We start from the raw sequence: 14413 nt of genomic DNA, 5'->3' as shown, positions 1-14413 counted from the left end.
TTAGGCAACTTTACAATTCATTATCACAGAAATCAATATTTTTTTGATTGTTATGGTTTAAAATCTTTCTGCTTTTTACTTGCAATCCTTGCAATACTTCTTAACTATGCGTTCTACTTCTTGTTGATATTCTTTAAGTTCATAAACCATAAGACATTTAAAAGGCTTATATGTGTAATCAATTGTATATTTGCTATTCCATGTGCTAAGATTTTCTACAAGCGTTAAAAATTGTGTGATATTGTCTGGATTCTTATCATCAAAGAACAAGGGCATATTCAACTTTTCTTTAATGATATAATACACATCGCCCTTATCATCAACAAACTTTTTAATGCAGTAGCGAAAGCCTAGCTTTTTTAGTGCATCGACTTTGAGTTCATAGGTAAAGTGTTGTTGTTCTAGTTCATTTCGTTTGCCTTCTTCATTTTTATAGCTCATTTCTCCAAGCCCAAATACGATATTTATGCTAAACAATACGGCTAATATAATTTTTTTCATAAGTTTCCTTTACAATAATTCCCAAAAATAAAGTTTTTTGACAATAACTGTATCTCTACTATCAAGCAAGTAATTAGAATTATCTAAAAACTTTTTATCTTTTCCACTCCACAATGTAATATGTCCATTAGCGTCACCCCACCCACTAATTATCATTGCTACCACTCCATTTTTACTAAATTTTGAAAATTTGCTATTATAAAAAATTATATTTTCTTGTTTAGTTATCATAATTTTAGAATCTTTAAGACTTATTTTACTTACATTCCTTACAATATTTCTTAACTATGCGTTCTACTTCGTCTTGGTATTCTTTGGAATCATAGAGTTTTAGGCAATCAAGCACATAAGGTGATTGGTTGCCGCTATGTTTTACTACGTGTTTCATAATGGTATGAATATATGAATCTAACTCTTTTTCTATGCCTCTATAATCATACATACGATTATAAGTAACAAAAAAATGGGAAAGTAAAAAATACCCACTTTGTATATCATTAGTTATCTTATCATAGCCATTATTAAAGTTATGTTGAGTATTTTCTTGATAATGCCCTATGCAACGTGCAAAGCCTTGCATTTTAGCAAGACCTACGATTGAATCATACATTGTTTGATATCTTTGCATATATTGAGTTTTATAGCTTTTGCAGTTTTTGCAGATAATAAAGTCTATTATTTTAACAACATATTCTTGATACTCTTTAGAATCATATAATTGCATACAAGGGATAAAATAATCTGCGCTTTCTGTTATTGGTTCTTGTAAAAAACTGTTAAGATAATCAACATTATTAGTTTTTTGTATGGAAATTGGAAATCTATTATAAGGTGCATATGCCTGATAATACGACATAAAGGGAATATTAACATTTATGTATCTTTTAATGTATTCAAATGTTACATTGCCTGTTTTATTGGCATTCCAACCATTTTTCATTGACAAAAGTTGTGGATATTGTTGATAAAAGGTTTGTATAAAATCTTGTTCAATAGATAGAGATTGCTCTGTTAATGCTATATCTCGCAACACCTTACCATCACTTTTGAAGGTATTTATGCAATATAGCAACCCCTTTCTTTTCATAGTCTGCAATGTTGTAAGATATTCCTTTTGTGTTAGTTGTATTTTTAATAATGAATGCAGATTCTCTTTGGCGTTCATATGCAAACAAAGTGCTAACAATAAAAGCAATATTTTCATTTTAATTCCCAAAAATGAGCTTCTGTTACGACAGGGTTGTAATATCTGGCATTATTTTGAATAATATATTCTACTAAATAATTGCTACTATCCATAAATCTATCCTTATTCCACAAAGTTGTATGCCCTTGTGCGTCACTAAAGTTGATTCTCATAGTAATAATCCCTTGTTTATTAAGACTTTTCAGCTTATTAAGAAAAATTATATTTTCTTGCTTGGTTGTCATAGTTTTTTGTATTATTTCAGGTGACCCAAACTTAATCCACAAAAATGTTTCCATATCTATGGAACTTGTTATATAGTAATTATTGCTTTTGTCTAATCTATTATAAGTTTCTATTGCATTTTTCATATTTTGCAACATTACCTTATGTCTATCACTCTTTACATTGCTAATTAATGATTCTTTAAGAGGCATACCCCATAATTCAAAGCATAACTTACTCTTACAGCACAAGTATTAACATATTTTGTTTTCTCTCTCTCAAAAGCCCTTTGAATCTTTCCGCCCAAAAAATTATATCTTAATTCTGATTTTATATAATCATCATTCAGGTTTTTTCCAATCTCATTTATTTCTATATACGCCTTGCTTACACTTTCCCATTTAGGTCTTTTAAGATTCAATGTTTTCATTAATTGTTTAGACATAGACTTCTACTTCTCCTATGGCAATATATCTATCCTTTAAAAACATCATGGAGTATAGCCTCATTATTGTTAATTTTTCCCTGCAAACTAAACTTATCACTACTAGTTTTAATAAGCACTCCCACTTCCTCCCCATCCTCATATCCTTGTGTTTTTATGTGTAGATTCACATCTTGTGTATGTCTTGAATCTCCTTGTAATCTTGCCATATCATCACCATAGCTAAAATATATCTCTAGTATCTGCTTTTCTTTGTTTTGATTCTTAGAATCTGTGTTGTTTCCTTGTATTGATACTTGATTCTCTTTTGCTTCTAAGCTCTCTACCTCTTCTCTTTCTTCTATAACATCTCCACTTAACACCTTAAACTTACAAACATTAGTATTGCTTTCTTTATCTTTACTCTCTATCATAGTTATCTAAGCCTAAAGCAAATTCAAAGTGAATCTTTTTTGCTTTAGCTGGAGCTAAAAATACTCTAGTATGATAAAGTAAAAAAGGAGTGTAGGGATTATTTTGTGTATTGGTTTCTTTGTAGTCTTTGTTGTATTCTAATAATTCTTTGAAATATCCTATGCCATAATCTTTTCTTTGTGAATCTAAAGCCTTATAGTCTTTTTGATAGATTTTAGGAATTCTTTTTGGTATTACAAAGATTAAAAAGAAAGTATGGATTCCTAAGTTTAGAGTTACTTCTTTGAATTCATAGTATTTTTGAAATTCTTGCTTTAGAGAATCAAAGAGAATGATTTTATCTTGGTAGAGTGTTTCTTTGATTTCAATATTAGATTCTAAGTTTGAGGGTATTCTACAAGACATTTTATTTGCAATCCTTGCAGTATTTCTCTACTATGCGTTCTACTTCAAACTGATAGCCTGACCCATATCCTGTGCCATAATAAAACATTTTTATACAACCTTTAAAATTTTTATAACCTAATTTTGGATTATTATCATTAATGTCATAAAATTCTTTTTCTGTATCAATATATTGCTTTAACTCATTAAATGCAGATTTTGAATCCATTATTTTTATCTTATGCCTAGTGGGGTCAAGCGATAAATTATCAAGTTCTTTTTTAATCTCGCTTTCATCATCTATACCCATACAATATGCCAATCCTAACCAACCCAGCTCTGCGACTTTTCTGTAAGAATCCAAAAACTCCTCTGCATTTGCAATGCAAAAACAAAAAAATGGTGTAATACAAAATAAGGCTATCTTTTTCATTACTCACCCTTTTAATTCCCAAAACTGAAAATCCACCACATTATGGTTACCAATTAAATAATTTTCGCTAATCTCAAAGTCCTCAAAGTGTTTATCTTTTCCATTCCACAAAGTCGTATGTCCTTTTTCACTTCGCATACTTACCCTTTCTCTGTATCATATCCTCATATTCTTGAGAATTATACATATTCAGGCAGGCTACAAAATACCAATTCTTAGGATAAAGTTCAGGATATTTAAAATGTGGTATATAGCTATTGATATTGGTTGTAATAAAATCGATAAATCTTTTCTTATCATCTGGGTCAGCTAACTCAATCACGCCAAATAACCTATCAGCATTGACTATTTCATTTGGTAAATCTTTGTAAAATTCTTTTAAGCAAAGAGTGAATCCAAGATTTTTCCTACTTATAAATCTATGTTTATCCCATTCTGTATCACTAGATTCACTGCCCAATAAACAACAAACTATCGCTATTGTCATTACAGCATATCTCAATCCAACCTCCTTTATTTTAGTTCCCAAAAATAAAGCTCTGTTACAATAGCATTTCCGTATAATAAATAATTATTGTATAAATTTTCATCATAATCCAAGAATACTTTATTCAGTTCATTTGCTCCATCCCAAAGCGTGATATGCCCTCCAGCATCACTCCACCCACTAATTATCATTGCTACTACTCCACTTTTATCAAACTTTGAAAATTCGTTGTTGTAAAAATCGATGTTTTCCTGCTTGGTTTTCATAATTTTAGGATTATATGGTTCATCTGCGTTACCCCAAACACTTTTTAACTGAAGGAATTGTCGTATTTCTTTTACTCTCATAAAGTAATTATTATTGGCCTTATCCCCAAGAATTAAAGCGTTTTGAAAAGCAATCGGTCTGCTTGTTATTTGTTGTCTTGATATATATTTATTAAGTGGCATACCCCCATAATTTAGTGCATAACTCAATTTAAAAGCACAGGTGTTTATATAAGATTCAGAATCTCTATTAAATTCACGCAAGGCTTGTCCTCCTACTTTCTCATACCGCTTTTGTGCTTGGACGGTAGCCCTTAACGTAATATCTTGCAATCTTTCCATATTTTCCGCTCTGTAAGTCGTTTTATATTTTCGCAAACTTCAGCATTTTTACAATATTTCTTTGCTATATTCTCTATCTCATCTTGATACACGCTAGAATTGTACATTAAAAAACAATTATGAAATAATTGTGCCTTTTCATCATATTTTCTTTTAGGCTTTACAAATTCTATTTTTTGAGTATTGATAAGCATTTTTATTTCATTGATTACATCATTGCGTTTAGAATCATCAAAACCAAACCACAATATTGCTTCATCATAAAGCTTTTCTATATCGTATCCCAAGCAATACCCTACTCCCAATGACCTTAGAGCATCTATGTATTCCCTTGCTTTCAGTAAATGCAACTGAAGCGACATATTATACCTATCGCTACTGCTATACACACAAGAAAGACAGAAGCACAATGCAACAAGAACTTTTTTCATAACAAATCCCAAAAATATAATTCTTTGATAATGTAATTTGTTCCATCTAAGAAATTATAATAATTAAATTCTACATCGACAAAATTACTTTCATTCCATAGTGTTGTGTGTCTTAGCCCATCTGTGCCAATCATTGCTACAATGCCTTTTCTTTTAATGGATTGCAATTCTTTAAAAAACTTTTGATTTTCAGCTTTTGAGGTCATATTGTGGTAAAAATCCTCAGAGCAACCACATTGAATCTTGTCTTTTACTTGATTATAAGTGGATTTAGTCCAAGATAACGCTTTCCAATTTAATTTTAGAAGTTCGATAATGTCAAATACACCCAAATAGTAAGTGTGGTTATCTTTACCTTTGTAGCCTCTGCCTACAACTTGCTTTTTCATATTTTTAATAGGGTGGGTGCTATAATTCAAGGCATAGCTAATACGCAAGGCACAGGTGTTGTAATATTTATCCATATCACTTATGAATTGTGCGTAAGCATTTCCACCTACCGTTTCATATTTCTTTTTAATTAAAGTTAAAGAGTATATTTCGTCAGATTCCTCTTTATTACCTGTTTCAGCATAATGTTTCTTATACGCTTCTTCTGCTTCTATGCGTCCAACTATATTTATCTCCCTATACGCACTTTCTACACTTACAAAATCTGGTCTTTGAATCCTAATTGTTATCTCTTTATCACCACATTTTACTCTACACACATTTGTATCTAACATCACTTATCCTTTGAGCTTAACACATTCATAATTATAGCTTGATTATCTTGTATTATGCCACTTACACTAAGCTTTTTCCCTTGAATCTCCAATGTTGTATGTATCTCCTCCCCATTGCTATACCCTTGTGTTTTTATATGCAAATTCACATCTTGTGTGTGTCTTGAATCTCCTTGTAATCTCGTCATATCATCACCATAACTAAAATATATCTCTAGTATTTGTTTGTCTTTGTTTTCTTGTGTTGCTTTGGAATCTTTGCTTTCTGTATTTATATTTGTTTGCACGGGATTTGCTTGTGTATCTTTGTTTTCTGTCTCCTCTCTAAATCCCCAATGCTTCTCTTCATGCCCTCCATTGATAACTTGAAGTGTGAGTAGAGAATCTATGATTTGTTGTGTTTGCTCTCTATCAGATTCTATCACACTATCTAATCCACTTGCTAATTGCAACTCTAGTCTTTGTGCTTTATAAGGTGTGTGTAATGTAAGGATAGTAGCATTGCTAGGATAAGAATCTAATCCCGCCTGCATAGAATCTGCTATCTTAAGTGTTGTAAAAGTGCAATATTCATAGAGATAGTTATATTTCCCTATGCCATAGTCTTTATGTTCATAGTTTTTATAAGGCTCTTTATAGACTTTTGGAATCCTTTGAGGGATAAGAAGTATGAGAATAAGGACATTAGAATCTAATTGTAAGGATAGATATTGATAAAGATAGTCTTTGGCATAAGTTTGTTTTAAGCTAGAGTAGATTTTAGAGAGTATATCTTGCAGATTAGAATCTAAACTACTATCATTTAATGTTCCTGTATCTAATGTTTTTGTATCTTTAGCTATATCAATATTAAGGGCATCTAGTGGTGTATCATTGTTAGATTCTATAATACTATCATCAAGCTTTATTCTATATATAGGAAGATTATCTTTTTGAGAAGGATAGATTTTATAGTGTAATCTTAGTATAGGTTTATGAAATTCTATTTGTGTCTTTAAAGCTTCTTTGTCTATATTCTTAGTATGAGTAGGACTAGGTGCATTGATTTTATAACTATTAGGTTTAGGTGTGCAAATAAGAGGAAAGCCTTTATCAGAGAATACTCCAGAGCTTACTAAATCCTGCATTATAGGATAATCATCATTAAATTTTTTTAATCCTCTTGCACTAGGGAGTATTACAGATACAGAGGCACAAGGAGTAGGCACTCCTGCTATATTATTAGCGCAACCTATGATAGAGCTATGTAATAAATCAGATTCTAAGACTAATGGAATACCTTTGGAAGTAAAAGGTTTGCCTTTATTACTCTTTAGCTTTACTACTCCATTATGAGGACATTTAATTTCATCATCTTCTAGTATTGGGTGAAGCATTGCGGTGCTTGTTAGAGAATCTATGGGGTTAGAATCTCTTTGTATCTGCTCTCTTTGTATTTGTTCTTTTTCTAGTATTTCTTTAGATTCTTTAGAGTTACATTCTAACTTAATGTTAAGGCTAGAATCTAGGAGAGAGTAATGTAAGAGTGTTAGGGTATTGCTACCTAGAAATACTTGGAGGGTTTGAGTAAAGCTCTCTTTAGAATCTTTTGAATCATAATCTATTTCGCCGATTAAGTGATAAATAGGCTTAAGAGTATCTAAGCCTAGATTATTATCTTTAGAATCTAATTCGCCAAAGAAGCATTCGTTATAAGGTTTGTTAGATTCAGAGCCGCCTAGTAAATGGACACCTTGAAAATGTATATCAGTATAGCCCTCTTTTTGTAGCTCTATGACATCTAGTATGGCATTATTTTTTCTTTCGATAAATGGTTTAGGCATTGTGTGTTTCCTTAGATTCTAATATATCTCTATAATCCCCAATACTTCTATCTTGCCCAGCGTATCTTTCTAAGAAAGATTGGATATACACTCCTTTGCTTTCTTTTGCAATATGAGGCACATTGTAATGTGGAATCTTAGCAAAAATAATAGGCTGTTGCCTATCCATAGCTAAATTATAGGACTTTTGTATTATCTCATCATCACTAGCAAAGTCAAAATCTTGATAGATAAAATCACTTTGTGAATCTGCTTTAACAAATCTTTGTTTGCCATTAAGCTCTTTTACGCAAAGCAAGGCAACATCACACATAAGATTGTTATCGTATTGCAATACATCTTGAAAATACGCATTGATACATAAGCCTGTGTTGATACGCATAGCTATATCATCTGCGATATTTTCTATTGCATTATCTCTTGGTAATGGCTCTATCTTATGCTCTCCTAAACGATTAAGCTTTGTATCGTCTAAAAGACTACTATGTAAAGTGCTATAACAATATGTGCTAAAAGCCCTCAAGCCTTTCTCACAATCCCAAGTGGAATCTATCTGACATAAGGTAGCGTAGTTTTGGTAGAAAATGGCTATATCCAAAAGTGATTGCAGCATTGAAGTTTCTTGTGTGTTAAATTGTTTTGAATGTTTTTTTATTACATCATAAGCTCCTTGCGGAGTCCAAGTAACATTATCCCACCAATTTAATCTATTACCAAAAAGAATTTTAAGCTTATCTATTACAAAATCTACACACGAACGACCTATAAGTGCGTAGAATCTAAATTGATTATCATTGCTTACAAAAGAAAAGCCACCTCTTAAGTCATCATCTGAAATAAGCACATCTTCTAATACCTTGCTTGCCACTTCTATATACTTCTCATTTGGTATTTTGATAGCATAGGCGTGTTCACTTTGGAAAGTGCTTAATGGGCGAATGCCCTTAAGAATATGTCCTTTACTAAAGGAATATGTGCTTAATTCATTATCCTCTAAGTTCTTATCACTATTTTTTGATTGTTTTTCTTTGTCAGTATTATTATTTTCCCCTCTTTCATACTCATAGTGATTATTTTGAAAGACTTTGCCCCCTCTTTCCCTATCTCCATAGCTAGAAGTCCTTAAGGGGGCAGAACTATAAGGAGCAAAGCCAAAGAATCCCTCTATGTCATATATGTTACTTACATTGCTTTGGATAAATTTTGCTAGAGAATCTTTATAAGCTTGATAATGATAGAGTGTTTTACCTTTAAAGTATTGCTTTGCTGGAAGCGTTATGTCCTTATAGCCTCGTCTAAAGAATAGATAATTTTCATCAAAAACCTTTGTTTGCCCTGTCCATTTTGCTCTATTTGTTTCATTGTTTTCATATTCTTGCGTAAGGTTATTTATAAGTTCTATTTGTGTGGTTTTACTATGTTGTTCTAGTTCAGATTCTACTATATATTTTTTCTTTAATTCATCACTTAATGTGCCTTTAAAGTTCTCATTAACAAGCTGATATTCTTTTTTAAGTCCTAAAAAGACATGCGAGATTTTTCCTTCATTCCAACCCCAAGTATCTACATATACTCCTAGAGTGTAGTATTTTTGATAAAGCTTATCTGACATTGTTATCTTTCCTTGCAAATTCAATCCTCGCATGTTCTCCAAGCCTTACATCATTTTTTGTGCCAATATTGCGTTGTTCTTTAAAAGCCATAGTTAAGAATAAATCTTTTTTGGGGGTCTCTTTTTTGCACTTTAAAAACTTCTCACTTGTCGGGCTTCCTTTAGTAAAAAAGATAAATTCTGTCCAATACCGGTCGTACGCATAACCAAGAACCATTTGATAAACAATCCTAGAACTCTCATGCTCTGGGTAAGTTCGGAAATCCTTATGAAGACTCATGCGATACTCATAAAGACTTTTTGATACAGGGACATACCTATAAGAAAAAAAATAGTATCCTATCTCAGCATACAAGGCTTTCATTTTTTCAAACTCCTCTTGTGTGATAGGTCTTGCATACACTACCTTGCCTATATTTTCTTTACACAACCTCTCATATTCTTTATATTCACTATCCCATTGTTTAGGGATAAAAGCTCGATAGCTTGTGGGATAATAGATAGAGCAACCACTGGCTAGATACACAAAAAATATTATAAAGATTCCTAGCGCAATATAGAGCATTTTCTTACACTTTGTCTTGAAGTTTTTAACTTGCATTTGCTGTCCTGTTTTTAGGTATTATATCAAATGTATTTGGGATTAGATTCTGTAGAAATATAGTATTAGCACAGCTATTGTATTTTAGATAATGTCGATACAAATCTTCTTGCATGTTTATTTGTATATCATTACATTTTACTTTCTCTCTTTTTAATCCTAGAAATACATGAGGATTTCCCTCACTACCCATCATAAAGCCCCAGTCATTCACATAGATTCCTAGACTATATGTTATGTTGTAGTGCTTATGTTGTATTGTCATTGTGTATCCTCTCTTTCATCTTGGAATATCAAATCTTTTAAGTCTGCTTGTTTGCGTGTAAAATATGTAGCAATCTGCTCCAAAAATTCTATATCTTGTTTCTCGCCCTTTGATTGCAATGTATGCAAGGAGGCAATGGGGTCTGCCGCATAAAAATAGTCATCTTCCTTGTAGGTTTTGCAATATATTTTACGTTCGTTCGGAGGACCCCAAGTAAGATATGGACTTTGCCTCCAGCCTGTATGATACCTCACGCCCGTAATGAAATACGCATATATCTCTCCATTTTGAGAATCTATAAGAGCATATACATAAGCATAAGTATGACTCATCTTTATCTCGGCATACAGGAGATATATGTAAGGCTTAAGAAATATGAAATGTTTTTGGGGAAGAATAAGCTTTTTATTGCTTGCTTCATTAGATAAAAGTTCGTAACTACGATATAAGACTATTTGGTCTCCTTTAGCAAGACGTACAAAACCATTGGGCTTTTCATCAAGCCACAATCTATCCCAACCAGACTCCCAAGGAATATTATTTGTAGGAGTCTTTATGGAGCTATTTTTAAACCCTGTTTTTTGCATAGTCGTATAGTAATCTTGTATGTATTGTGGAATCGGGCGAGAATAGATAATGCCTTTCTTAGAAGCCTCACACAACCTCTCATATTCTTTATATTCACTATCCCATTGTTTAGGGATAAATGCCCGAGGGCTTGTAGGATAATAGATAGAGCAACCACTGGCTAGATACACAAAGAGCAGCACAACAATTCCTGCTATAATATGGAGCATTTTCTTACACTTTGAGCTTTTAACTTGCATTTATTGCCTTGTTTTTAGGTATTATACATTGATTTGTAGAGAATGTCTTAGAATCTGATGTTAATGTATTATTAGCACAGCCTATGATAGAGCTATGTAATAAATCAGATTCTAAAACCATAGGAATACCTTTAGATTTAAAAGGTTTGCCTTTATTACTCTTTAGCTTTACTACTCCATTATGAGGACATTTTATTTCATTATCTTCTAGTAGAGGGTGAAGCATAGCTAAGCTTAAAGGTTTTAATTGTTCAGGTTGTTTTTGTTGTTTTGTTTTGGCTTTAGCTTGTTGTTGTTTGGCTTTAGATTCTTTGTTTGTTAATGTGAGTTTAATATTTAGAGTAGAATCTAAGAGAGAGTAGTTTAAAAGAGTAAGAGTAGAAGAGTTTAAAAAGATAGTAAGTGTGCCTAGATTATTTTCTTCATCTTTGGGGGAGAAGTGATAGATAGGAAGAGATTCGTCTAATCCTGTGTTAGACTTAGAATCTAATTTGCCAAAGAAAAAGGGATTAGATTGTATTTCAGATGAGCCTGTGAGAAGGGTGGAATAAAAAAAGAGAGAGGGCTTATAGGATTGTAATTCCTCTATGCTTTCTTGTAGATTTAATTCTTGTTTGATTTGTTCATAGATTGTATCACAATCAATGAAATCTTTATCGTTGGCAAAGAGATATAACTCTTTTGTTTGTGTATCTATATAAATGGTAGAGCTCATAGGGTTAAATGTAGCCTGTATTTCACTATTTTGATTAGCAAGATACAAGCTTTTGCATTCTTCATCATAAAGTAAATTAATTATTTGTTTTTCTTTAGCATTGAAAAATTCTTCGTTATCATCAGATAAGACAATATTGGCAAAATTGGATTTATAAGTATAAGTTTTATAGATATTTTCTTTTTCTAATATATCTTGATTTTCTTTGTCTTCTATACAAAAAGGTAAGGCTTTATAGAGCGTTCTGTATTTATTCATTTATGCTCCTTTTAGCAAACATTTCATATCATTTTTATCTACAATTTTAGTATAAATCTCAAGAGCAAGTAAAAGTAAAAAGGTATTCATTGTATCATTCTTGCTTAGCTCTTTCTTTATAACTCTCTCTTTTATATCCTCCATTTGTATCACTTCACTTTTTCCATTGAAATCGTATTCATATCTTTGTGCCATTTTTTTAGGATTATGAACAAAAATATGTAAAATTTCTTGTTGATACACACTAAGATAGTTATCATTTTTGCTTGTCTTTGTAATAGTTGTTGCATTTGTTATAAGCTTATTGCCATATATTAATTCCATAAGCAGTTTAGAATAGGAGTTAAGATAATCTAGTGCTTTTTCTATACTTTGGCTAAGTTGTATTTTGGCTTGATTACTTGGGGATTGCAGGAGATAATTATAAAAATACAATATTTGTAAGATACTTTCCAAGAAATGACTTGTCGCTACATAACTTGTTTCTAGCTCTCCTACATAGAGTAAATGTAGCCTTTGTGTGTTTTTATAATCTAGTTTATCTATAATATTTAATCCATACTTATATCCTAAATCAGAAATCACAGATATTGAGGGTTCTAGGGTTTGTTTCCATTCTCTTGCAAAAGATTCTTCTTTAGGTAGAGGATTTTTTATAGTTTCTATATGATGCACTTCTATTTTTGTTTGTGCTTTAGAGAGTTCTTTTGCATTTATCGCAAGATTCTCAATCTCCTCTTCTCCTATTTCTTGTTTAAGTGTATCTGCATATTCTGTATAATTTTCTAAAGTATCATTGGGATTACAAGTATGGACACATTTATCAATTATTTTTCTTGTAAAGCCTAAAAGATTAAAAAGTTTTTTTGCACATTTGACAATGAGTTTGCCTACAAGCCTTATAACTCTTATGGCAATATTTAAAAGACTAGCTAGTATTCCTCCAAATCCCGGCGCATTAAAAGTATAGAGTTTATGGATAGCTTCTGTTTTGTGGCATAGACAAAAGGCTTGTGCAAGATGTCCTCCTAAAGAATGCCCTACTACATTAAGCTTATAGATAGAATCCTTTATATCTTTTTCAATAGTTTTTAAGACTTCTTTTTTAAATTTTACTAAAGAAATGATTTGAGGGATAGCAACTCCAATAGCAATAGAGCCATCAGTTAAAACTATATCTTTAAAAAGTTCTGCCCCTCTTATTTCTGTGCCGCGAAAGGCTAAAAGATAAGTGTCTTTAGAATCTTTAGCTAAATGGTCTTTAAAGAGTGTGTGAGAATATCCACTCATAGAAGTATTAAGTTGATGATGGAGTATCTCAAAGCGAGAAGTGAAATATTTAGTGCGAGGGGAGAGGTGGTAGGTAAGGTCTTTGTTTGCGTCTTGTTGGGATTTATTGATAGCGACTAGGATTTTTTGTTGGGTGGCTTTTGAGTCTTCTTTATCCCTATCAATAAAACTTTGGATTTCATTGTTGATTTTTACAGAATCGTTTTCACTAGGCTTAAAGATTTTTATATCTTTACTAAATCTAGCCTCTATAGCTAAAGCATAAGCAGTGGGTTGTCTTAACTCTCTTTGATTTTTCTCTATAAAATTTTTAATTCTCTCATCTTTTAAATGCTTGTCTTGTATCTCATATCCTAGATGTATCCCATCAGCATATATCCATCTAGCAGGAGGTCTTACTTTAGGATTAGGATTGTTTGCTTTCATAGTATCTAAGAAAGTATCAATTTCTTCATTATTATCTATATAGTGCAACATAGCATAACTTGCATCTGCTATATCTGCATAGTCTTTAGCATGCTCTATGAAGTCTTTGGGCGTCATTCTCGTTCCCCTTTTCTTATCTCATCACTTTTTATAAATTTACCATTTTCTAGGTAAAAGATATTACCACCTGCTATACCAACAGAATAACGATTTGTAAGCCTAAACCCTGCTCCCTCATCACCATAGAGTCCATAAGTGGTTATGGTATCATAGATGTAGGTATAGAATGTTATAGGTATTACTTTATTATTTTTATCAACATAATAACTTGATACAGATAAACCTTTATGAAGTATGTTATATGCTTCTTCCCCCGTATATTCTTTGATTTTTTCCTTATAAGGACTTAAATCTGTTCTTTCATATTCTTGCACTGAAAGCCCTTTAGCAAAATATTTGCAACCATTAGAAAGGATTTGAGGGAATTTATTATTGAGGTATGTAAAATCCACAAAATGTGTTTCATTCCCTACTTGTATATATTCCCCTAAATATTTTCCTCTATATTCTTTCTTTTCCTTTTCCCTCTGTATTATCTCATCTCTTAGTTTTTTATCAAAGACATAGATTCCGCCATATTCCTCTGCTATTCTTACTTTTTCTTTATCAGCTGAACTTGTTCGAATCAACCCACAAGAAGTAATAATGACTAAAGTTATAAGACTAATAAAAATTAAGATAAAGTATTTCATTATTT

Annotated in this window: 21 protein-coding genes; all 21 read right to left on the bottom strand. The window is 31.7% G+C overall.

Annotated features, from left to right (window positions below):
- Positions 1-75: 75 nt before the first annotated feature.
- From DY109_RS04310 to DY109_RS04210, 21 genes are read right to left on the bottom strand one after another with little or no spacing between them, the layout of a single operon-like run.
- Entirely contained in the window at positions 76-501 is a 426-nt protein-coding gene (locus tag DY109_RS04310; protein WP_023948251.1) for a hypothetical protein, read from the bottom strand.
- A 9-nt stretch (positions 502-510) separates the two neighbouring features.
- The gene (locus DY109_RS04305) at positions 511-732 is read right to left on the bottom strand and encodes a T6SS effector amidase Tae4 family protein (RefSeq protein WP_034549738.1); all 222 of its coding nucleotides are present in this window, start codon (positions 730-732) and stop codon (positions 511-513) included.
- Positions 733-757: 25 nt separating this feature from the next.
- On the bottom strand, positions 758-1705 hold the full coding sequence (locus DY109_RS04300; RefSeq protein WP_023948253.1) for a hypothetical protein: 948 nt from the start codon (positions 1703-1705) through the stop codon (positions 758-760).
- Positions 1702-2124, bottom strand: a complete 423-nt coding sequence (locus tag DY109_RS04295) for a T6SS effector amidase Tae4 family protein (protein ID WP_034549740.1) — start codon at positions 2122-2124, stop codon at positions 1702-1704. The genes DY109_RS04300 and DY109_RS04295 overlap by 4 nt, the downstream gene beginning before the upstream one ends.
- Positions 2103-2357, bottom strand: a complete 255-nt coding sequence (locus tag DY109_RS04290) for a hypothetical protein (protein ID WP_034549743.1) — start codon at positions 2355-2357, stop codon at positions 2103-2105. The genes DY109_RS04295 and DY109_RS04290 overlap by 22 nt, the downstream gene beginning before the upstream one ends.
- A gap of 29 nt (positions 2358-2386) precedes the next feature.
- Positions 2387-2770, bottom strand: coding sequence for a hypothetical protein (locus DY109_RS11930; RefSeq protein ID WP_023948259.1), 384 nt, complete (start codon positions 2768-2770; stop codon positions 2387-2389).
- Complete coding sequence (locus tag DY109_RS04280) at positions 2757-3176, bottom strand: hypothetical protein (protein WP_023948260.1); 420 nt, start codon at positions 3174-3176, stop codon at positions 2757-2759. Before DY109_RS04280 ends, DY109_RS11930 begins: the two co-directional genes overlap by 14 nt.
- Before the next feature lies 1 nt (position 3177).
- Positions 3178-3588, bottom strand: a complete 411-nt coding sequence (locus tag DY109_RS04275) for a hypothetical protein (protein ID WP_023948263.1) — start codon at positions 3586-3588, stop codon at positions 3178-3180.
- A 3-nt stretch (positions 3589-3591) separates the two neighbouring features.
- On the bottom strand, positions 3592-3726 hold the full coding sequence (locus DY109_RS12325) for a hypothetical protein (protein ID WP_023948264.1): 135 nt from the start codon (positions 3724-3726) through the stop codon (positions 3592-3594).
- The gene (locus DY109_RS04270; protein ID WP_034549745.1) at positions 3716-4090 is read right to left on the bottom strand and encodes a hypothetical protein; all 375 of its coding nucleotides are present in this window, start codon (positions 4088-4090) and stop codon (positions 3716-3718) included. The genes DY109_RS12325 and DY109_RS04270 overlap by 11 nt, the downstream gene beginning before the upstream one ends.
- An 11-nt stretch (positions 4091-4101) precedes the next feature.
- On the bottom strand, positions 4102-4683 hold the full coding sequence (locus DY109_RS04265; protein ID WP_023948266.1) for a type VI secretion system amidase effector protein Tae4: 582 nt from the start codon (positions 4681-4683) through the stop codon (positions 4102-4104).
- The gene (locus DY109_RS04260; protein ID WP_004085368.1) at positions 4656-5114 is read right to left on the bottom strand and encodes a hypothetical protein; all 459 of its coding nucleotides are present in this window, start codon (positions 5112-5114) and stop codon (positions 4656-4658) included. The genes DY109_RS04265 and DY109_RS04260 overlap by 28 nt, the downstream gene beginning before the upstream one ends.
- The gene (locus DY109_RS04255) at positions 5111-5839 is read right to left on the bottom strand and encodes a T6SS effector amidase Tae4 family protein (protein ID WP_004085367.1); all 729 of its coding nucleotides are present in this window, start codon (positions 5837-5839) and stop codon (positions 5111-5113) included. The genes DY109_RS04260 and DY109_RS04255 overlap by 4 nt, the downstream gene beginning before the upstream one ends.
- Positions 5839-7662, bottom strand: coding sequence for a hypothetical protein (locus DY109_RS11925; RefSeq protein WP_023948269.1), 1824 nt, complete (start codon positions 7660-7662; stop codon positions 5839-5841). Before DY109_RS11925 ends, DY109_RS04255 begins: the two co-directional genes overlap by 1 nt.
- Positions 7655-9274, bottom strand: a complete 1620-nt coding sequence (locus tag DY109_RS04240; RefSeq protein ID WP_023948271.1) for a hypothetical protein — start codon at positions 9272-9274, stop codon at positions 7655-7657. Before DY109_RS04240 ends, DY109_RS11925 begins: the two co-directional genes overlap by 8 nt.
- On the bottom strand, positions 9264-9875 hold the full coding sequence (locus DY109_RS11350) for a hypothetical protein (RefSeq protein WP_023948273.1): 612 nt from the start codon (positions 9873-9875) through the stop codon (positions 9264-9266). The genes DY109_RS04240 and DY109_RS11350 overlap by 11 nt, the downstream gene beginning before the upstream one ends.
- Positions 9865-10140 (bottom strand): hypothetical protein, encoded by a 276-nt coding sequence (locus DY109_RS04230; RefSeq protein WP_034549748.1) that lies wholly within the window; start codon positions 10138-10140, stop codon positions 9865-9867. Before DY109_RS04230 ends, DY109_RS11350 begins: the two co-directional genes overlap by 11 nt.
- The gene (locus tag DY109_RS04225; protein WP_023948275.1) at positions 10137-10967 is read right to left on the bottom strand and encodes a hypothetical protein; all 831 of its coding nucleotides are present in this window, start codon (positions 10965-10967) and stop codon (positions 10137-10139) included. The genes DY109_RS04230 and DY109_RS04225 overlap by 4 nt, the downstream gene beginning before the upstream one ends.
- On the bottom strand, positions 10957-11940 hold the full coding sequence (locus tag DY109_RS04220) for a hypothetical protein (RefSeq protein ID WP_023948277.1): 984 nt from the start codon (positions 11938-11940) through the stop codon (positions 10957-10959). Before DY109_RS04220 ends, DY109_RS04225 begins: the two co-directional genes overlap by 11 nt.
- Positions 11941-13773, bottom strand: a complete 1833-nt coding sequence (locus DY109_RS04215; RefSeq protein ID WP_115737774.1) for an alpha/beta hydrolase family protein — start codon at positions 13771-13773, stop codon at positions 11941-11943.
- Positions 13770-14408: a hypothetical protein gene (locus tag DY109_RS04210; protein ID WP_023949917.1), complete on the bottom strand. Its 639-nt coding sequence runs from the start codon at positions 14406-14408 to the stop codon at positions 13770-13772. The genes DY109_RS04215 and DY109_RS04210 overlap by 4 nt, the downstream gene beginning before the upstream one ends.
- Positions 14409-14413: the final 5 nt, after the last annotated feature.

This window comes from Helicobacter fennelliae, assembly GCF_900451005.1.
Lineage (GTDB): Bacteria > Campylobacterota > Campylobacteria > Campylobacterales > Helicobacteraceae > Helicobacter_B > Helicobacter_B fennelliae.
This window is presented reverse-complemented; position numbering and strand designations above follow the sequence as displayed.

Coding starts and splice junctions, on each gene's coding strand:
- DY109_RS04310 (WP_023948251.1), bottom strand. CDS start 501: ATGAAAAAAATTATATTAGCCGTATTGTTTAGCATAAATATCGTATTT.
- DY109_RS04305 (WP_034549738.1), bottom strand. CDS start 732: ATGATAACTAAACAAGAAAATATAATTTTTTATAATAGCAAATTTTCA.
- DY109_RS04300 (WP_023948253.1), bottom strand. CDS start 1,705: ATGAAAATATTGCTTTTATTGTTAGCACTTTGTTTGCATATGAACGCC.
- DY109_RS04295 (WP_034549740.1), bottom strand. CDS start 2,124: ATGCCTCTTAAAGAATCATTAATTAGCAATGTAAAGAGTGATAGACAT.
- DY109_RS04290 (WP_034549743.1), bottom strand. CDS start 2,357: ATGTCTAAACAATTAATGAAAACATTGAATCTTAAAAGACCTAAATGG.
- DY109_RS11930 (WP_023948259.1), bottom strand. CDS start 2,770: ATGATAGAGAGTAAAGATAAAGAAAGCAATACTAATGTTTGTAAGTTT.
- DY109_RS04280 (WP_023948260.1), bottom strand. CDS start 3,176: ATGTCTTGTAGAATACCCTCAAACTTAGAATCTAATATTGAAATCAAA.
- DY109_RS04275 (WP_023948263.1), bottom strand. CDS start 3,588: ATGAAAAAGATAGCCTTATTTTGTATTACACCATTTTTTTGTTTTTGC.
- DY109_RS12325 (WP_023948264.1), bottom strand. CDS start 3,726: ATGCGAAGTGAAAAAGGACATACGACTTTGTGGAATGGAAAAGATAAA.
- DY109_RS04265 (WP_023948266.1), bottom strand. CDS start 4,683: ATGGAAAGATTGCAAGATATTACGTTAAGGGCTACCGTCCAAGCACAA.
- DY109_RS04260 (WP_004085368.1), bottom strand. CDS start 5,114: ATGAAAAAAGTTCTTGTTGCATTGTGCTTCTGTCTTTCTTGTGTGTAT.
- DY109_RS04255 (WP_004085367.1), bottom strand. CDS start 5,839: ATGTTAGATACAAATGTGTGTAGAGTAAAATGTGGTGATAAAGAGATA.
- DY109_RS11925 (WP_023948269.1), bottom strand. CDS start 7,662: ATGCCTAAACCATTTATCGAAAGAAAAAATAATGCCATACTAGATGTC.
- DY109_RS04240 (WP_023948271.1), bottom strand. CDS start 9,274: ATGTCAGATAAGCTTTATCAAAAATACTACACTCTAGGAGTATATGTA.
- DY109_RS11350 (WP_023948273.1), bottom strand. CDS start 9,875: ATGCAAGTTAAAAACTTCAAGACAAAGTGTAAGAAAATGCTCTATATT.
- DY109_RS04230 (WP_034549748.1), bottom strand. CDS start 10,140: ATGACAATACAACATAAGCACTACAACATAACATATAGTCTAGGAATC.
- DY109_RS04225 (WP_023948275.1), bottom strand. CDS start 10,967: ATGCAAGTTAAAAGCTCAAAGTGTAAGAAAATGCTCCATATTATAGCA.
- DY109_RS04220 (WP_023948277.1), bottom strand. CDS start 11,940: ATGAATAAATACAGAACGCTCTATAAAGCCTTACCTTTTTGTATAGAA.
- DY109_RS04215 (WP_115737774.1), bottom strand. CDS start 13,773: ATGACGCCCAAAGACTTCATAGAGCATGCTAAAGACTATGCAGATATA.
- DY109_RS04210 (WP_023949917.1), bottom strand. CDS start 14,408: ATGAAATACTTTATCTTAATTTTTATTAGTCTTATAACTTTAGTCATT.